Genomic DNA, 17,908 nt, shown 5'->3' with positions numbered 1-17,908 from the left:
CCGGACACGAAGGGCGTGTCAGGGGTCGGCTTTCCACGGCCCGTTGCCCGTCGGGAAAATAGGGGGATTTTCGCGCCGCAAAAAGCGGAAAATTCAGATCGCATTGATCGACTCAGTCGATTACAGTCGGGGCATGAACGCGCTTCCCACGCTGCGCCAGCTCCGCTACCTCGTCGCCGTCGTGGAGCGCTGCCATTTCGGCCGCGCCGCGGAGGCGTGCCATGTCAGCCAGTCGACCCTGAGCGCCGGCGTGCAGGAGCTGGAGGAGCTGCTGGGGGCGCCGCTGCTGGAGCGCACCCGCCGCTCGGTGATGCCGACTCCGCTGGGCCGGGAGGTGGCGGAGCGGGCGCGGGCGATCCTCAAGGGGGCGGAGGATCTGGTCGACGTGGCGCGGTCCACCGAATCGCCGATGTCCGGACCCTTGCACCTCGGCGTGATCCCGACCATCGGCCCCTTCCTGATCCCCCGGGTGATGCCGGGATTGCGCGCCGCCTTTCCCGATCTCAAGCTGTTCCTGCGCGAGGACCAGACGGCGCGTCTGCTGGAGCGCCTCGACGCCGGCGAACTGGACGCCGCCATTCTCGCCCTGCCGTACCCGTCCGGCGACGTGGAGTCCGTGGACCTCGCGGAGGACCGGTTCTCGGTGGTCTGCCCGCCGGGCCACCGGCTGTGCGGGGCCTCGGCCGCCCGCCCCGCCGACGTCGCGCTGGCCGACCTGCTGCTGCTGGAGGACGGCCATTGCCTGCGCGACCACGCGCTGGCCGCGTGCTCCCTGGAGGCGGGGCGGCGCAACGCGGCGTACCAGGGCACCAGCCTGCACACCCTGGTGCAGATGGTCGCCAACGGCCTGGGGGTGACTCTGCTGCCGCAGATGGCGCTGGACGCCGGCATCCTGCGCGGCCTCGACCTGGCGGTCCGCCCGTTGAGCGGCGAACGCCCGTTCCGGCGGATCGGGCTGGTGTGGCGCCGCACCTCGGGGCGCAAGGACACCTTCCTGCATCTCGCCGCCGCCTTGAAGGCGGAGATGGGCGTCGCCGCCACGGCGCCGCCGCACCGTGGCGCGGTGGGGGCGGGCGTGGTGGCGGGCGCGGTCGGCGCCGGGCCGTGAGGGTCCTTCTTCTCACCTACGGGACGCGGGGCGACGTCCAGCCCTTCGTGGCGCTGGGCCGGGGTCTGGCGGCCGCCGGCCACCGGGTGGTCCTGGCCACCAGCCCGCGCTTCGAGGCCTTCGTGGCCGGCCACGGGCTGGGATTCGCGCCGCTGGACGACGGGCTGCTGGCGCTGCTCGACGGGCCCGCGGGGCGCATCATGGTTGAGACGACCACCAACGCGCTCCAGGCGCTGCGCCACACCCTGGCGATGGCCGGCCAACTGGGGCCCCTGCTGCGCGCGGTGCTCGACGATGGCTGGGCCGCGGCGGAGCGGACGGCCCCCGATCTCGTCGTCTTCCACCCCAAGGCGCTGGGCGGTGCCCATTTCGCCGAGGCCCTGGGGGTGCCGGGGGTGCTGGCCCTGCCGGTGCCGATGCTGGTGCCGACGGCGGAGCGGCCGTGCCCGGGCTTTCCGGCGCTGCCCCTGGGCGGCGGGTACAACCGCCTGACCTACGCCGCGGTCGGCGCCCTGCTGTCCCGGACCACCGGGCCGCAGATGCGGGCGTGGCGCGCGGCGCGGGGGCTGCCGCGGCCGGCCCGTCTCGACCCGCTGCACGCCGCCGACGGCCGGCCCCTGCCGGTGCTGCACGCGGTCAGCCCGCAGGTGGTGCCGCGGCCGGCGGACTGGCCGGCGACGGCGCGGCTGACGGGGTACTGGTTCCTCGACGCCGCCCCTGATGGGGCCGCCGACGGCGCCGCCGGCTGGGTGCCGCCGCCGGACCTCGCGGCTTTCCTCGACGGCGGGCCGCCGCCGGTCTGCGTCGGCTTCGGCTCGATGGCCGGACGCGACCCGGCGGGGCTCGCCGCGACGGTGGTGGAGGGGCTGCGGCAGGCCGGGGTGCGCGGCGTGCTGGTGACGGGCGGCGACGGTCTGCGGCCGGGCACCCTGTCCGACGGCATGCTGGCGATCGACCAGGCACCGCACGATTGGCTGTTCCCGCGTGCCGCCGCGGTGGTCCATCACGGCGGCGCCGGGACCACCGCCGCCGCCCTGCGGGCCGGGTGCCCGTCGGTGGTGGTGCCGGTGTTCGGCGACCAGCCCTTCTGGGGGGACCGGGTCCGCGCGCTGGGCGCCGGCCCCGCCCCGCTTCCCCGGCGCCGCCTGAGCGCCTCCCGGCTCGCCGCCGCCGTCACCCTGGCGACGGGCGACCCGGCCATCGCCCGGGCGGCGGCGGCCCTGGGGCGGGCGATCCGCGCCGAGGACGGGGTGGCGACGGCGGTCGCAGTGCTGGAGGGGCTGGGGCGGGCGGCCTGACGGCCGTTGCCGGCGCGCGACCGGGTGCGCCTCTGCGGCGGCATGCGGTTCACCTGCGCCATCGGTGGCCAACGGTTGGACCGGAGGTGCATTGACGCGCATCCTCGGCCCGAACGATGAGGGGAGCGCGTCATGCCGACTGTTCTGTGGGTGCTCGGGCTGATCAGCGGGGCCGGCTTCGGCCTGGTGGTCTACCAGTTCTATGGCAGCCTTGCACTCGTCTTCAGCTACGGGTTCACCGGCCTCGCGGCCCTGGTGGCCTTCGGCTGGATGGCGGAAATGCTGCGCAATTCACATCGGACCGCCACCTTGTTGGAGCAGATCGTGGTGGAGATGAAAAAGCCGGCGTTGAAGACCGTGCCGGCGGCCGGCAGCGCGAACCCGCCGCGCCGGATGAACGCCGCCGACATCCTCAACACCTGCCCGAACTGCTACGCCGTCCTGAAGCCCGGTGCGGACACCTGCTCCCGGTGTGGCAAGGCGGTCGACGTGGCCGCTGCCAACACCGCCTCCGATGCCGCCCGCCATGATGACGGTGGGCGAGACGGTTCACGGACATGAACGAGGTGCCGCATGGATGAGAGGGTTGTCGCCAAGCGGGTGTTTGACGTGGCAGGGCAGGAGGTCTCCTGCCGCTTCTTTATCCCCACACCGGACAATCAGGACTTCCGATGTGAGTACGAGATTTCATCGCCGTCCAGATGCCATCGCGGCGATGCCATGGGAATCGACAGTGTGCAGGCGTTGTTGAACGCCATGACCAGCGCGCACTTTGTGCTGCAGGATTGGGGGGGCGAGGTGACGTGGCTCGGCAGCCCCTGCTTGGGCCTGCCCGGGTTCGATGACGTCGTCAACCGCTTCACCCCGGCCGGGCGATGGTTCTCGCCGCCAGACGGGTCGCCATCAGGTTGATCATTTGCGACCGCCCTATCCGCCGAGTTTCGCCATTATCGAACGTGCGTGCGATACATCGCCCATGACAAAGGGGCCGCCCGAAATGGACGGCCCTTTCGGCGGTGCTGTAGTGGATGATTCCCACGGACCGCGTTGATCAGTATGGCCGGAGTCGATCTTTCATGAATTCGGCGAGGTCGCCTTCGCTGATGTCATGCAAGATGAGACGTTCTACCCAAACGCCGAACTCTGTCGTGTCCGGTGCGACCCACTCGTAGCCGTTCAGGTCCAGAAACAGCACGGCCGCCGTTGCCGCCGTGCGCTTGTTTCCTTGCTCGAAGCAGTGATTTTGCGCCAACCCTTGGAGGAGCGCTACGGCGAGGTTTACAACGTCATACTCGCCGTAGTGCCACCGATTGATCGGCTTCGCGACGGCACTGTCCAGCAGTCCATGGTCGCGGACGAAGAACGGCTCGCCCGTCTCGCCGACTTCTCGCTGGTTGATCGTTCGATATCGTCGGCGGTCAGCCAGAGAGGTTCATCGGCCAAGGTACGCGCGCGTTTTGGAAATCTTCGTCATCACCCGTTCCAATCGGGCATCGATGTCGGCTTTGTCCTTTGCCGGGCGAGGCTCGAAGGAGCGTGCGGGCGCGGCCGGGTGTTCGGCTTCAATGATGCTGTTGACCTCGACGTTCGTCCGATGCGCGTCGCCCTTGAGCTTCTTCTGAGCCATGGTGCCCTCCTTGGCAGTCTGGCAACGGGAGATAGGCCCCTCAGAGCCACTGTAACATCTGGGAATTCATGATGGCTATCGGAAGCCAGCGTCGTCTTTCCTGCGGACTGGCGCGGGAAGCCACGACACCGCCGTGGTGCCGCCGGGACAGATGCCCAAGGTGGCGGCCATAAACTTGAAAAGCATGGGAGACGCTGGCGGACCCGACAGGATTCGAACCTGTGACCTCTGCCTTCGGAGGGCAGCGCTCTATCCAGCTGAGCTACGGGTCCCCGTCAGCGGAAGCGCACCATAGCGCAAGGGATTTGCCGGGGCAAACATCGATTTGCGGCGCCGCACCGCTTTTTTCGCCCCCCTCTCCGGCGCCTCACAGCAGGATCGGCGTGTGGCGGTTGATGTCGAGAACGGAGGCGAGCAGGGTGTGCCGCGTCCCCTCGAGATGGTCGACCATGGCGTCGCCGGCGGCCTTCGCGTCGCCGCGCCGCATCGCCTCGACGACGTCGAGATGGGTGGCGTAGGTGACCGGCCGCGCCACCGTCGCCCGCGCCTCGATGAAGAAGAACCGCTCCAGCTCCTTCAGCAACTGGCCCACGGTGCGGTGCAGGCGTTCGTTGCGGGCGGCGCGGGCAATGCCGGAGTGGAACGCGTCGTTCACGTCGTGGGCGCGGTCGGCGTCGTCGCGGTAGCGCTCCTGGGGAATGGCGCCGGCCAGCGCGGCCAGTTCGTCCAGCTCCGCGGCACCGGCCCGGGCCACCGCCAGCTCCGTCGCGCCGCGCTCCAGGATCACCCGAAGGTCGAAGATGTCGTTGATGTGGGAGACCTTGATCGGCTGCACCATGTAGCCGCGCCGCGGGTAGGCCTTCACCAGGCCGTCGAACTGCAGGCGCATCAGCGCTTCGCGCACCGGCGTCTTGCTCATGTCGATGCGGGCCGCGATGTCCATCTCGGTGAACTCGTCCCCCGGCTTCAGGGTGCACGACACGATGTCCCGGCGGATCGCGTCGTAGGCGCGATCGGCCAGGGACGCCTTGCCGCGGCGCCCCGCGCCGTCGCGCGCGTTGCCGGCGTTGCTCGCCATTCCTCGTTCCTCCAGCCCTTTTGATTTGTTGCGCCACGGCCGCGGACCCCGCCGCGTGGATCGCCATGACGCACCGCAAAAAAGCGGCTTGCGCAGCGTAGTGCATCCTGTAATATCTTACAAAGAATATCACGAGAGCGCGCCGCACCCCGACGGGCGACGCCGCTACGCCCGCCCCGTGGAATCCGCAGCGGAGTCGCGATGTGACTGGATACGTTCTGCGGCAGCTCGTCCTGTCGATCGGCGTGCTGCTGACCGCCCTGCTGATCCTGTTCTGCCTGATCTACCTGGTGCCCGGCGACCCGGCGACCATCGCCCTGGGGCCGCGCGCCACGGAGGCCCAGAAGCAGGTGTTCCGCGCGGCGATGGGCCTCGACCGCTCCATCGTCGTGCAGGCGTTCCGCTTCCTCGGCAACCTGGCGCGCGGCGACCTCGGCACCGACCTGCTGACCCGCCAGCCGGTGCTGGTCCTGGTGACGGCGGCCTTGCCCAAGACGGTGACCCTGGCGATGGCCGGGCTGGGCTGGGCGGTCGTCCTGGGGGTGCCCCTGGGCACCCTGTCGGCGCTGCGGCCCAACGGCTGGACCGACGGGGCCGTCGGGCTGTTCTCGACCAGCGTGATCGCGCTGCCGTCCTTCCTGCTGGCGATCTACGCGCTGATCCTGTTCGCGGTGACCCTGGGCTGGTTCCCCGCGATGGGGGCGGGGGAGGCGGGGGATCTCGGCGACCAGCTCCACCACCTCGTGCTGCCGGCCTTCGCGGTGGGGATCGGCTGGGTCGGCTACATCGCCCGCCTGGTGAGGGCCTCGCTGCTGGAGACGCTGCACGAGAACCACGTGCGCACCTACCGGGCGTTCGGCGTCTCCGACACGCGGATCGCGCTCCGCTTCGGCCTGCCCATCGCCCTGATCCCGGTGGTGGCGGTGATCGGCGTCGGGCTCGGCAACCTGCTGTCCGGCGCGGTGCTGGTGGAGGTGGTGTTCTCCCGCCCCGGCCTGGGCTCCCTGGCCTATGGTGCGGTGACCGCGCGGAACTTCCCGGTGCTGCTCGGCACCGTGGTCGTGACCACCGTGCTCTACGTCATCGCCAACCTGGCGACCGACGTGCTGGCCGCGGTTCTCGACCCCCGCGTCCGGAAGGAGGCCTGAGGGTGGCGGGCGTGCCGGACGCGCCGTCCCGGAACGGCCCGTTGGGGCGCGTCGGCGCGGCCTGGCGCAGCCCCGCGGCCGGCGCCATGGCCGCCGGGATGCGCCGGCTGCTGGCCAATCCGGCCGGTGCGGTGGCCCTGGCCGTCGTCGTCGCGCTGGTCGCCTGCGCCCTGCTGGCGCCGTGGATCGCACCCTTCGATCCCGTGCGCATCGCGCCGCGGCTCCGCTTCCAGGGGCCCTCCTGGGCCCATTGGCTGGGCACCGACCAGCTCGGCCGCGACGTGCTGTCCCGGGTCATCCACGGCACCGGCGTCGCCCTCAAGGTGGCGCTGACCGGGACGCTGGCCGCGCTCGGCCTGGGGGCGGCGCTGGGCATCGCCGCGGGGCTGGGCGGGCGCTGGATCGACGGCCTGCTGGTGCTGTGGTGCGACGCCATGCGGGCCCTGCCGATGATCCTGTTCGCGCTGGCCATCGTGGCGATCCACGGCCCCAGCCTCGCCACCCTGGTGGCGGTCATCGCCTTCGCCATGGCCCCCGGCTATTTCCGGGTGGTGCGCAACCAGGTGCTGGTGCTGCGCCGCACCGACTTCGTCACCGCCGCCGAGGTGATGGGGGCCTCGCGCCTGCGCATCGCGCTCACCCATCTGGTGCCGAACCTGCTGGGTCCGATCGTCGTGCTGATCGCCATGGACATCCCCGCGGTGATCGGCATCGAATCCGGGCTGTCCTTCCTGGGCCAGGGCATCCAGCCGCCCGACCCGAGCTGGGGCACGATGCTGAGCGACGGCTACAGCTTCCTGCGCCAGGCGCCGCACATCGCCATCGCCGCGGGGCTGCCGGTGGTGATCGCCACCGTCGCCTTCACCTTCCTGGGCGAGGCGCTGCGCGACCTGCTCGATCCCAAGAGCGGAGGACGGCGATGAACGCCGATCCCATCGTCGCCATCGACGGCTTCTCCATCACCTACCACGGCGACGGCGGCCCGGTGCCGGCGGTGCGCGACGTGACGCTGTCGGTGGGCCGCGGCCGCATCCTGGGCCTGGTGGGCGAAAGCGGGTCGGGCAAGTCGAGCATGGTCGGCGCCATGCTGGCCCTGCTGCCGCGCAGCGCGCGCATCGGCGGTACCATCCGCATCGACGGCCGCGATCTCTATGCGATGGACGAGCGCGAGCGCCGCGCCCTGCGCGGCCGCACCGTCGCCACCGTGTCCCAGGACCCGTTCACCGCGCTCAACCCCGTCATCCCCATCGGCACCCAGCTGGTGGAGTTCCAGCACCGGCTGGACGGCCTGTCCAGGGCCGACAAGCGGGCGCGGGCGGCGGAGATGCTGGGCCGCGTCGGCCTCTCCGATCCCATGGTGCGGATGGGCCAGTACCCGCACCAGCTCTCGGGCGGGCTGCGCCAGCGGGTGGCGATCGCCGCGGCCCTGCTGGTCGGGCCGACGCTGCTGATCGCCGACGAGCCGACGACGGCGCTCGATGCCACCACCGAGGCCGAGGTGATCGAGATCATCCGCGCCATGCGCGGCGCGGTCGACGGGTCCATCGTCTTCGTCACCCACGACATGGGGGTGGTGCGCCGGCTGTGCGACGACGTCGCCGTGATGTACGCCGGCGAACTGGTGGAGAGCGGCCCGGTGGGCGCCGTGCTGGACCGGCCCCGCCATCCCTACACCCGGGCGCTGCTGGCCTGCGACCCCGCCCGCATCACCGTCGCGTCGCGCGCCCTGCCGACGATCCCCGGCACGGTGCCCAGCCCGGCCGCCCTGCCGCCGGGCTGCGTCTTCTCGACCCGCTGCGCCGAGGCGGTGGCGGCCTGCCACCGCGAGCGCCCGGCGGCCAGGGACGTCGGTCCGGGCCGGGTCTCCTGCCATCTGGTGAGCGCGCCATGACCCCCCTCCTCGAAGTCAACGACCTGGTCGTGCGCTACCCCGTCGGCTCCGTGCTCGACGCCCTGCGCGGCGAGCCCCGCGAGGTGGTGGTGCTCGACCGCGTCAGCCTCACGGTGGGGCAGGGCGAGACGCTGGGATTGGTCGGCGAGAGCGGCAGCGGCAAGACCACGCTGGGCCGGGCCATCGGCGGAATCGCCCCCATCGCCGCCGGCTCGATCACGGTGGCCGGTGCCGCCGTCACCGGGCGCAAGGACGCGCTGTGGCGGGAGATCCGCCGCAACATCGGCTTCATGTTCCAGGACCCGATGGCGGCGCTGGACCCCCGGATGCGGCTCGCCACCTCCATCACCGAGCCCCTGGCGATCCAAGGGGCCGGCGCCGCGGAGCGCCAGCGCCGGGCGGTGGAGTTGCTGGAGGAGGTCGGGCTGCCGGCCGGCTTTGCCGACCGCTTTCCCCACCAGGTGTCCGGCGGCCAGGCCCGCCGGGTCACCGTCGCGCGGGCGCTGGCCCTGCGCCCGAAGCTGGTGATCGCCGACGAGCCGACGGCCGGGCTGGACCTGTCGGTGCAGGGGGAGCTGCTGAACCTGCTGGCCGCCATCCAGGCGTCCGCGGGGGTCAGTTTCCTGTTCATCACCCACAACCTTGCGGTCGCCCGCCACGTCACCGACCGGGTCGCCGTGATGTATCTCGGGCGGATCGTCGAATGCGCGCGCACCGCCGACCTGTTCGCCCGCCCGGCCCACCCCTACACCCGGGCCCTGCTGAGCGCCCACGACGCCGGAGGCGGCGGCCCGCCCCTGCGCGGCGAGGTGCCGGGCCTGCGCCGGCGCCCGCCGGGCTGCGCGTTCCACACCCGCTGTCCCCTCGCCCAGGACCTGTGCCGGCGCGAGGCGCCGCCCGAGCGGGTGCTGGGCGCCGGCCACCAGGTCCGCTGCCACTTCCCGCAGACCCCGCTTCCGCTCGGCCGGCCGGAGCCGGCGGCGCCCACCCCGTCAACCGCATGGAGCCCCCGATGATCCCGCCCATCCTCCACCGCCGGCAGATGCTCAAGGCGCTGAGCGCCGCCACCCTCGGCGTCGTCGGTTCCACCCTCGTGGGCAGCCGCGCCGCCTTCGCCATCGACGGCCGCACCCTGAAGATCCGCAACGACGGCGACATCCGCAACCTCGACCCGGCGACCCGTGGCGGCTGGTACGACGAGACGGTGATGTTCGCCATCTTCTGCGGACTCGTCCAGTTCAAGGCGGGCGACGAATGGGGCTGGCAGCTCGATGCCGCCGAGAGCCTCGACCCGGCCGACCCGCTGGCCATCCCCTTCCGGCTGCGGCCGGGCCTGACCTGGACCAACGGCTTCGGCCCGGTGACCGCCGAGGACGTGAAGTACTCCTACGAGCGCTTCGCCGATCCCAAGGTCAACGCCGTCTACGCCTCGGACTGGGCGGCGCTGGACACGGTGGAGGTGACCGGTGAGCTGACCGGGGTGATCCGCCTGAAGAAGCCGTTCGCGCCGCTGTTCACCAGCACCCTGCCGCACGCGTCGGGCCTGATCGTCTGCAAGGCGGCGGTGGAGAAGGCCGGCGGCGTCATCGGCACCGACCCGCTGGCGACCTGCGGCCCCTACGCCCTGACCAAGTGGCAGCCCAACGAGCGCATCACGCTCACCCGCGACCCGGACTGGACCGGCCCGCAGCCCTGGTTCGACGAGATCCAGCTCTACCCGGTCGGCGACAAGACCGCAGCCGAGACGGCGTTCGACGCCGGCGATCTCGACGTCACCCAGATCGCGGTCAGCTCCATCGCGCTGCGCGGCGGCGGCGCCGCCGACCTGACGGTCAAGCCGGCCCTGGCCTACACCTGGATGGGCATGAACATCGAGAACCCCAAGCTGGCCGACGTGCGGGTGCGCCGGGCCATCCAGCGGGCGATCAACGTGCCCGAGGTGGTCGGCGGCACCTTCGGCGACGCGGTGACCCAGGCCTACGGCATCATCCCGCCACCGCTGCTGGGGGCGCGCGACCGCCTGCTCTACCCCTACGACCCCGTCGCCGCCAAGGACCTGCTGGCCGAGGCCGGCGTGACAAACCTGCGCCTGAAGCTGGAGTTCGGCACCGACGCCGACCTGCTGGTGGCGGCCCAGGTCATGCAGGCCCAGCTCGCCGTGGTGGGGATCACCCTGGACGTCCGCCAGATGGACGAGGCGACCCTGACCGCCCAGCAGCAGGACAAGGAGGGCGGCACCTGGAAGGACATCGAGCTGTTCTTCATCACCTTCACCACCGCGCCGGACCCCAGCTGGGTCACCGAATGGTTCAAGTGCGACCAGGTCGGGGTGTGGAACTTCCAGCGCACCTGCGACGCCGCCTGGGACGACCAGAACGCCAAGGCTGCGGAGGAGTCCGACCCGGCGGTGCGCGCCGCCCTGTACGTCGACCTCCAGGACAAGCTGGAGGAGACCGGGGCCTACGTCTTCCTCTACCACGGCGTCAACGCCTGGCTGTCGCCCAAGGGCTTCAAGGGCGCGTGGACGCCGGACGGCCAGTGGGCGCTGTTGCGGGAGATGGCGGCGGAATGATCCCCCGTTGGAGCCCGGGCCCCGTTCCGGGCTGCTTGCCCCGGCGTCCGGCCCGTGCCGGACGCCGCCTTGCGGCCCGGAGGGCGGCGTGAGACACCCCGTGCCAAGCGGCGTGCCGACCCCCGATCCGGCCCCCGCCCGCTGGCGGCAGCGGGCCGGGCGGGCGCTGCGCAACCCGCTCTACCGCCGCTACTTCCTGGCCCAGACGCCGTTGGTCGTGGGCTCCTGGCTCCATTCCCTGGCGATCGGCTGGCTGATGTGGCGGCTCAGCGCCTCGCCGTGGCTGCTCGGCCTGCTGGCCCTGTGCGACCTCGGCCCGACCTTCCTGCTGGGGCCGGTGGCCGGCACGGTGTGCGACCGCATGGACCGCCGCCGCCTGCTGATGATCACCCAGGGCGCGTTCATCGGCCTGGTGGTGGTGCTGGCCGGCCTCACCCTGAGCGGCCGGGTGACGGTGGAGATCGTGCTCGCCCTCACCCTGGCGATCGGCGTGGTGACGGCCTTCGACAGCCCGGCCCGCCAGGCCTTCGTGGCCGAGCTGGTCGGGATCGACGACCTGCGCAACGCCATCGCCCTCAACTCCATGCTGTTCAACGCCGCCCGCCTGGTCGGCCCGGCCGTTGGCGGGGCCATCGTCGCGTCGTTCGGCGAGGGCTGGTGCTTCGTGCTGAAGGCGCTGGCCTACGCGCCGATGCTGCTGACCCTGGCGACCCTGGTCGACCGGCCCCAGGAGCCGCGGGTGCGCGGCGAGGGCTTCCTCACCGAGATGCGGCGCGGCTTCGCCTTCGTGCGCGGCCACGCCACCGCCGTGCGCATCCTGCTGCTGGTGGGCGTGTGCAGCTTCACCAGCGTGCCCTACTTCTCGTTCCTGCCGGCCCTGGCCAACCAGATGCTGCACTCCGACGCCAGCGTCGCCGGCATGCTCATGAGCATCACCGGGGTCGGCGCGGTCGCCGCGGCCATCACCCTCACCGTGTTCGACGACCTTGCCGTGTTGCGGCGCTACCCCGTGTGGTCGACGCTGCTGCTGGGGCTGGTGCAGATCGGCATCGGCTGGTCCGGCGACCTGGTTCTCACCGCGGCCCTGGCGCTGCCCATGGGCTTCGCCATCCTGTCGCAGAACCTCGCCTCCAACACCCTGCTGCAGCACTTCGCCCCGCCGGCGTTCCGCGGGCGGGTGATGGCCATGTACTCGATGATGATGCTGGGCACGGTGCCGCTGGGCTCCCTGGTCGTCGGCGCGCTCGGCGACTGGCTGGGCATGCCGTTCACCTTCGTCGCCGGCGGTGTCCTGTGCGCCGCCACGGCGCTCGCCGTGGGCCGCCTGCCGGACCATCCCGAGCCGGTCCCCGCGCTGCCGATCCCCGTCGCCCCCGGCCTTCCGCCGCACAACCCCTGAAGGACCTTCCATGGAGAACACGTATCTCGGTGATCGGCCGCCGCCCTACCGGCAGATCACCATCCCCATGAGCGACGGCGCTGTGCTGACCGGGCGGCTGTGGCTGCCGGAGACACCGGTGGCGGCGACGGTCCCGGTGGTGCTGGAGTGGATCCCCTACCGCCAGTCCGACAACACGGCGGTCGGCGATTCCATGGTGCATGGCTACTTCGCCATGAACGGCATCGCGTCGGTCCGGGTGGACCTGCGCGGCAGCGGCAACTCCGACGGGCTGCTCCACGACGAATACCTGAAGCAGGAGCAGGACGACGCCTGCGAGGTCATCGCCTGGCTGGCCACCCAGGACTGGTGCAACGGCAAGGTCGGCATCATCGGCATCTCCTGGGGCGGCTTCGCCGGGTTGCAGATCGCCGCGCGCCGGCCGCCGGCGCTGAAGGCCATCGTCACCTGCTGCTCCACCGACGACCGCTACGCCGACGACGTCCACTTCATGGGCGGCGGCCTGCTGATCGACGGCATGCAGTGGGGGTCCGGCCTGTTCGCCCAGCTCGGCCGGCCGGCCGACCCCGCCCATGTGGGCGAGCGCTGGCGCGAGATGTGGATGAACCGGCTGGAGAACCTGGAGCCGCCGCTCAAACGTTGGTTCGCCCACATGGAGCGGGACGAATTCTGGAAGCACGGATCGGTCTGCGAGACCTACGACGCCATCGAGTGCGCGGTCTACGCCGTGACCGGCTGGACCGATGGCTACTCCGACCCCGTGCTGCGGCTGATGGAGAACCTGAAGGGGCCGCGCAAGGGGCTGATCGGGCCGTGGACCCACATGTACCCGAACTGGGGCGTGCCCGGCCCGACCATCGGCTTCCTGGAGGAGTGCATGCGCTGGTGGCGTCACTGGCTGCTGGACGAGGACACCGGGATCATGGACGAGCCGATGCTGCGCCTGTGGGTCGGCCGGGACCTCAAGCCGCACCCGCGCCACCCGGCGATCGACGGACGCTGGATCGCCGTGCCGGGCTGGCCGTGCGAGGGCGCGCCCGTCACCTTCCACCTCTCCGACCGCTCCCTCACCGCGGCACCGCCGGCCGACCCGACGCCGGTGCGCGTCGACACGCCCCAGCACCTCGGCGCCTACGCCGGGGAGTGGTGCCCGCTGGACGGCGGCGGCGACGGGCCGGAGTTCCAGGCCGACAACCGCATGGACGACGGGCTGTCGGTGTGCTTCGACACCCCGGTCCTGCGCGAGACGGTGGAGGTGGTCGGCATTCCCCGCCTCGGCCTCGACCTCGCCATGGACGGCGAGACGGCGACGGTGGTCGTGCGCCTGAACGAGGTGGCCGCCGACGGCACCTCGGCGCGCGTCACCCTGGCGGTGCGGCGCATCCGCCGCCCGGCCGGCGTGGCGGCGGGAGAGCGCTTTTTCCACGAGATCCCGCTGAAGGGGGTGGCCCACGCCTTCGCCCCCGGTAACCGCATCCGCCTCGCCCTCTCCACCACCTACTGGCCCTTCGTGTGGCCCGAGCACGCCAAGGGGGGCATCACCCTCTATCCCGCCACCACGCTGTTCCGGCTGCCCGGCATGCCCGCCGCGGCGGTCCACGACCTGCCGGACTTCCCCGCCGCGGTGTCGGCACCGCCGATCCCGTGCGAGACGGTGGAGCCCGGCGACATCGTCCGCACCGTGTCCTGGGACGCCACGACCGGGCGGTCCGAGCTGACCTCGCGCAGCCGGCGCGCCACGGTGCGCCTGGGCGAGCTGACCATGGGCGGGCGCGGCGGCCACGGCTATTCCATCCTGCCCGGCGATCCCGCGTCGGCGCGGGCCCGTTTCGAGAGCGTGCAGCGCTACGAGCGGCCGGGCTGGGCGGTCCGCCTGGAGAGCCGCAGCGACGTGTTCTGGGAGGACGGCAAGCTGGTGCTGGAGGCGGCGTACGAGGCTTTCGAGGACGACCGGGCGGTGTTCTCCCGGCGCTGGCGTGACCGCTTTGACTACTGAGGCCGGCGGCGTGGCGGGGATCGTCGTCCGGGTGCCCGCGCGCACGGCGCGCACGGTCCCCCTGAAGATGGGGGACCGGGTCGCCGTGGTGAACACCCATGGCGGGCAGGTGGTGGACACCTGGGCGTTCCCCGCCGCCCCCGAGGGCGGCGTCGAATACCTGTCCATGGAGCATTCCCGCGTCCACCACTACCGCCTGATGTTCCGGCCGGGCGACGTGCTGGTCACCAACCGGCTGCGGCCGATCCTGCGGCTGGTCGAGGACCGCTCGCCGGGTGTCCACGACACCCTGTGCCCGGCCTGCTGCGCGGAGAGCTACCGCCTCTACTACGGCGTCGAGGGGGAGCACGCCAACTGCGCCGACAACCTGCGCGGCGCAATGGCGGCCGCCGGGTACGGGCTCCCGGCCGGTATCGTGCCGACCCCGTGGAACCTGTTCATGCACACGGTGGTGGAGGGCGACCGGGACCTCACGGACCATCCCGGCGCCGCGGCGCCGGGCGACTTCGTGTTGCTGGAGGCGGAGATGGACTGCCTGTTCGCCGTCTCGGCCTGTCCCCAGGACCTGATCGTCATCAACGGCGCCGACGGCCGGCCCCGCGACGTGGAGCTGCGAGTGACCCCCGCGGAGGCACCGCGGTGACGCCGGGGCGGCTCGACGTGCGCGTCGTCCAGCCCGACGGCGCGCCGGAGACCCGGGAGGAGATGCTGGCCCTGGTGGCCGGCACCCTGCACGACGCCGCCGGGGCGGACCTTGTGGTGTTGCCGGAGCTGGCCCTGTGCGGCTACGGCGACGCCGGGCGGGTGCGGCGTCTCGCCCTGACCCGCGACGACGCCCTGGTCGGCCGCCTGCGCGCCCTGGTCGCCGCGGCCGGGACCGGGCTGGTCGCCGGCTTCGCCGAGCGCGACGGCGACGCCCTGTACAACGCCGCCCTGGTGGTCCTGCCCGACGGCGAGATCGGCGGGATCTACCGCAAGCTGAACCTGTGGGGTGCCTACGAGCACGCGCTCTTCGCGCCGGGCTTCCCGTTCCCCGTTCTGGCGTGGAACGGCTTCCACCTGGGCCTCCTGATCTGCCATGACCTCGACCGGCCGGAACCGGCGCGCGACCTCGCCGCCCGGGGCGCCGACACCCTGGTGGTGCTGAGCGCCACCAACGAGCGCTATGGCGTGATCCCCGACGCCCTGGTCCCGGCACGGGCCTACGAGAACGTCAGCTACCTGGTCTACGCCGACGCGGCCGGCCCCGACGGCGCCTTCCGCTTCCGCGGCCACAGCCGCATCGTCGCCCCCGACGGCACGGTGCTGGCCGCCCTCGACGGCCGCCGCCCGGCCATGGCGGGGGCCCGCCTGTCGGCGGCGGAGCTGGCGGAGTGGCGGCGCCGGCACCCCTACCGGCCGGACGGGTGCGGCACCGCGCCGCCCGGTCAGCCGCCGAACAGCGCGGCGTAGCGCTCCGGCCGGAAGCCGATCTCGACGGTGTCGCCCGTCTCCAGCACCGGCCGCTTGATCATGGAGGGCTGGTCGAGCATCAGGGCGATGGCCTTGTCCTGGTCGAGGCCGGTCTTGGCCGCGTCGGTCAGCTTGCGGAAGGTGGTGCCGGCCCGGTTCAGCACCGTCTCCCACCCGGCGGCGGCGCACCAGCGCTCCAGGGCGTCGCGGCTGGCGCCGGACGTCTTGTAGTCGTGGAAGGTGTACGCGACGCCATGGCCGTCCAGCCAGGCCCGGGCCTTCTTCATGGTGTCGCAGGTCTTGATGCCGTGGATGATGACGGACATGGCGCTCCTCGGCTCCCCGGGGCGCCGGCCCGGCCCCCCGGCCGGCGGTCGCCCGCGGGGGCGACTGTCCCAGAGGCGCCGGCGCGGTTCAAGGGCCGGGGCGCGCGTCCCCGGCCCCGACCGCGGTTCCCCGTCACTCCACCGTGACGCTCTTGGCGAGGTTGCGGGGCTGGTCGACGTCGGTGCCCTTGAGCACCGCAGTGTGGTAGGCCAGCAGCTGCACCGGGATGGCGTAGAGCAGCGGGGCCACCAGCGGGTCGCAGGCCGGCAGTTCCACCGACCAGCGCACCTTGTCGGACAGCCGGTCGATGCCCTTCTTGTCGGCCAGCAGCAGGACCTTGCCCGAGCGGGCGCAGACCTCCTGCACGTTCGACACCACCTTCTCGAACAGGTGGTCGGAGGGCACCAGGACGATCACCGGCACGGAATCGTCGATCAGCGCGATCGGCCCGTGCTTGAGCTCGCCCGCGGCGTAGCCTTCGGCGTGGATGTAGCTGATCTCCTTCAGCTTCAGGGCGCCCTCCAAGGCCAGCGGGTACATGGCGCCGCGGCCCAGGTAGAGGACGTCGCGGGCCTCCGCCACCTCCATGGCCAGCTCGCGCAGGCGCTCGTCATGGGCCAGCACCTCGGCGGCGCGGGCCGGCACCTCGCGCAGGGCCTGGGCGATGGCGCGCAGGCGGTCCGGCGCGATGGCGCCGCGGGCGCGGCCCACCGTCACCGCCAGGCAGGCCAGGGTGGTGAGCTGGGTGGTGAAGGCCTTGGTCGAGGCGACGCCGATCTCCGGTCCCGCCATGGTGTAGAGCACCGCGTCGCTCTCGCGGGCGATGGTGCTCTCCGGCACGTTGACGATGGAGAGGATGTGCTGGCCCTGGCGCTTGCAGTAGCGCAGCGCCTCCAGGGTGTCGAGGGTCTCGCCGGACTGGGAGATGAAGACGGCGACGCCGCCCTCGGGCATCGGCGCCTCGCGGTAGCGGAACTCCGACGCGATGTCGATCTCGACCGGCACCCGGGCCAGGGTCTCGAACCAGTACTTGGCGACCAGCCCGGCGTAATAGGCGGTGCCGCAGGCGACGATGGTGATGCGCGGCGCCTTGGCGACGTCGAAGGGGAACTCGGGCAGGGTGATGTAGGAGGTCTCCGGGTTGATGTAGGCGCTGAGCGTGTCGCCGATCACCTGGGGCTGCTCGTAGATCTCCTTCAGCATGTAGTGGCGGTAGCCGTCCTTGCCGATCAGCGCGCCGGACACCGCGGTGGTCTTCACCGGCCGCTGCACCACGGCGTCGCCGGCGTCGTGGACGGTGCAGCCGGTGCGCGTCACCTCCACCCAGTCGCCGTCCTCCAGATAGCAGATCTGGTTGGTTAGCGGCGCCAGGGCGAAGGCGTCGGAGGCCAGGTACATCTCGCCGTCGCCGTAGCCCACCGCCAGCGGGGTGCCGTGGCGGGCGCCGATCATCAGCTCGTGCTCCCCGGCGAAGATCAGCACCAGGGCGAAGGCGCCCTCGAAGCGCTTGAAGGCCGCGCTGGCGGCCTCGGCCGGCGCCAGGCCGTGGTGTTCCAGGTAGTGGGTGACGAGGTGGGCGATCACCTCGGTGTCGGTGGCGCTCTCGAAGACGTAGCCGTGGCCCATCAGCTCGGCCTTGAGCGCGGCGTAGTTCTCGATGATGCCGTTGTGCACCACCGCCACCCGCGGCGTGGCGTGGGGGTGGGCGTTGACCTCGGTGGGGCCGCCGTGGGTGGCCCAGCGGGTGTGGCCGATGCCCACGGTGCCGGCCAGGGGGTCGTCCCGCAGCTTCATGTCGAGGTTCGAGAGCTTGCCCTCGGCCCGGCGGCGGTCGATGTGGCCGTTGATCAGCGTCGCCACGCCGGCGCTGTCGTAACCGCGGTACTCCAGGCGACGCAGGCCTTCGACCAGGCGCGGGGCCGCGTCGTGGATGCCGATGATGCCGATGATGCCGCACATGTCGAACCGTTCTCCTGAAAGGTGTCGCGGGTGTCGCCGGTCGCCCGGCCGGG

The 17,908-nt window shown here is 72.0% G+C and carries 18 protein-coding genes and 1 tRNA gene; 13 read left to right on the top strand and 6 right to left on the bottom strand.

Annotated elements, in window-relative coordinates:
* Window positions 1-133 precede the first annotated feature (133 nt).
* From AC6H2I_RS21755 to AC6H2I_RS21740, 4 genes are all read left to right on the top strand, one after another.
* Window positions 134-1,108, top strand: coding sequence for a hydrogen peroxide-inducible genes activator (locus AC6H2I_RS21755; RefSeq protein WP_497502809.1), 975 nt, complete (start codon window positions 134-136; stop codon window positions 1,106-1,108).
* On the top strand, window positions 1,105-2,406 hold the full coding sequence (locus AC6H2I_RS21750; protein ID WP_497502808.1) for a glycosyltransferase: 1,302 nt from the start codon (window positions 1,105-1,107) through the stop codon (window positions 2,404-2,406). Before AC6H2I_RS21755 ends, AC6H2I_RS21750 begins: the two co-directional genes overlap by 4 nt.
* A 132-nt stretch (window positions 2,407-2,538) precedes the next feature.
* On the top strand, window positions 2,539-2,967 hold the full coding sequence (locus AC6H2I_RS21745) for a hypothetical protein (protein ID WP_497502807.1): 429 nt from the start codon (window positions 2,539-2,541) through the stop codon (window positions 2,965-2,967).
* Between the two features lie 12 nt (window positions 2,968-2,979).
* Window positions 2,980-3,318, top strand: coding sequence for a DUF6968 family protein (locus AC6H2I_RS21740; protein WP_497502806.1), 339 nt, complete (start codon window positions 2,980-2,982; stop codon window positions 3,316-3,318).
* A 139-nt stretch (window positions 3,319-3,457) separates the two neighbouring features.
* Here AC6H2I_RS21740 and AC6H2I_RS21735 read toward each other — a convergent pair whose 3' ends face one another.
* The 4 genes from AC6H2I_RS21735 to AC6H2I_RS21720 all read right to left on the bottom strand — a co-directional run bounded on the left by AC6H2I_RS21735 (window position 3,458) and on the right by AC6H2I_RS21720 (window position 5,111).
* On the bottom strand, window positions 3,458-3,805 hold the full coding sequence (locus AC6H2I_RS21735; RefSeq protein WP_497502858.1) for a type II toxin-antitoxin system death-on-curing family toxin: 348 nt from the start codon (window positions 3,803-3,805) through the stop codon (window positions 3,458-3,460).
* Between the two features lie 33 nt (window positions 3,806-3,838).
* Complete coding sequence (locus AC6H2I_RS21730) at window positions 3,839-4,033, bottom strand: hypothetical protein (RefSeq protein ID WP_497502805.1); 195 nt, start codon at window positions 4,031-4,033, stop codon at window positions 3,839-3,841.
* Window positions 4,034-4,228: 195 nt separating this feature from the next.
* Window positions 4,229-4,305 (bottom strand) — tRNA-Arg (locus AC6H2I_RS21725).
* 95 nt (window positions 4,306-4,400) lie between these two features.
* The gene (locus tag AC6H2I_RS21720; protein ID WP_497502804.1) at window positions 4,401-5,111 is read right to left on the bottom strand and encodes a GntR family transcriptional regulator; all 711 of its coding nucleotides are present in this window, start codon (window positions 5,109-5,111) and stop codon (window positions 4,401-4,403) included.
* 203 nt (window positions 5,112-5,314) lie between these two features.
* Here AC6H2I_RS21720 and AC6H2I_RS21715 point away from each other — a divergent pair, with 203 nt between their 5' ends.
* The 9 genes from AC6H2I_RS21715 to AC6H2I_RS21675 all read left to right on the top strand — a co-directional run bounded on the left by AC6H2I_RS21715 (window position 5,315) and on the right by AC6H2I_RS21675 (window position 15,569).
* Window positions 5,315-6,259, top strand: coding sequence for an ABC transporter permease (locus AC6H2I_RS21715; protein WP_497502803.1), 945 nt, complete (start codon window positions 5,315-5,317; stop codon window positions 6,257-6,259).
* 2 nt (window positions 6,260-6,261) lie between these two features.
* Window positions 6,262-7,182 carry an ABC transporter permease gene (locus AC6H2I_RS21710; protein ID WP_497502802.1) on the top strand — a complete coding sequence of 307 codons (921 nt, stop codon included), beginning with the start codon at window positions 6,262-6,264 and terminating at the stop codon, window positions 7,180-7,182.
* Window positions 7,179-8,150, top strand: coding sequence for an ABC transporter ATP-binding protein (locus AC6H2I_RS21705; RefSeq protein WP_497502801.1), 972 nt, complete (start codon window positions 7,179-7,181; stop codon window positions 8,148-8,150). Before AC6H2I_RS21710 ends, AC6H2I_RS21705 begins: the two co-directional genes overlap by 4 nt.
* Window positions 8,147-9,166 carry an ABC transporter ATP-binding protein gene (locus AC6H2I_RS21700; protein ID WP_497502800.1) on the top strand — a complete coding sequence of 340 codons (1,020 nt, stop codon included), beginning with the start codon at window positions 8,147-8,149 and terminating at the stop codon, window positions 9,164-9,166. Before AC6H2I_RS21705 ends, AC6H2I_RS21700 begins: the two co-directional genes overlap by 4 nt.
* On the top strand, window positions 9,163-10,722 hold the full coding sequence (locus AC6H2I_RS21695) for an ABC transporter substrate-binding protein (RefSeq protein WP_497502798.1): 1,560 nt from the start codon (window positions 9,163-9,165) through the stop codon (window positions 10,720-10,722). Before AC6H2I_RS21700 ends, AC6H2I_RS21695 begins: the two co-directional genes overlap by 4 nt.
* Before the next feature lie 88 nt (window positions 10,723-10,810).
* Window positions 10,811-12,121, top strand: a complete 1,311-nt coding sequence (locus AC6H2I_RS21690) for an MFS transporter (protein WP_497502797.1) — start codon at window positions 10,811-10,813, stop codon at window positions 12,119-12,121.
* Between the two features lie 10 nt (window positions 12,122-12,131).
* Window positions 12,132-14,117 carry a CocE/NonD family hydrolase gene (locus tag AC6H2I_RS21685; RefSeq protein WP_497502796.1) on the top strand — a complete coding sequence of 662 codons (1,986 nt, stop codon included), beginning with the start codon at window positions 12,132-12,134 and terminating at the stop codon, window positions 14,115-14,117.
* A 10-nt stretch (window positions 14,118-14,127) separates the two neighbouring features.
* On the top strand, window positions 14,128-14,760 hold the full coding sequence (locus AC6H2I_RS21680) for a DUF1989 domain-containing protein (RefSeq protein ID WP_497502795.1): 633 nt from the start codon (window positions 14,128-14,130) through the stop codon (window positions 14,758-14,760).
* Window positions 14,757-15,569 carry a nitrilase-related carbon-nitrogen hydrolase gene (locus AC6H2I_RS21675; protein ID WP_497502794.1) on the top strand — a complete coding sequence of 271 codons (813 nt, stop codon included), beginning with the start codon at window positions 14,757-14,759 and terminating at the stop codon, window positions 15,567-15,569. Before AC6H2I_RS21680 ends, AC6H2I_RS21675 begins: the two co-directional genes overlap by 4 nt.
* Here the strand turns inward: AC6H2I_RS21675 and AC6H2I_RS21670 are convergent.
* Together AC6H2I_RS21670 and glmS are read right to left on the bottom strand one after the other, a co-directional pair.
* Complete coding sequence (locus tag AC6H2I_RS21670; protein ID WP_497502793.1) at window positions 15,545-15,895, bottom strand: arsenate reductase; 351 nt, start codon at window positions 15,893-15,895, stop codon at window positions 15,545-15,547. The two genes, AC6H2I_RS21675 and AC6H2I_RS21670, sit on opposite strands and share 25 nt — an antisense overlap.
* 133 nt (window positions 15,896-16,028) lie before the next feature.
* The gene (gene glmS, locus AC6H2I_RS21665) at window positions 16,029-17,855 is read right to left on the bottom strand and encodes a glutamine--fructose-6-phosphate transaminase (isomerizing) (RefSeq protein WP_497502792.1); all 1,827 of its coding nucleotides are present in this window, start codon (window positions 17,853-17,855) and stop codon (window positions 16,029-16,031) included.
* Window positions 17,856-17,908: the final 53 nt, after the last annotated feature.

Source organism: Azospirillum sp. NS33 (assembly GCF_059703765.1).
This window is presented reverse-complemented; position numbering and strand designations above follow the sequence as displayed.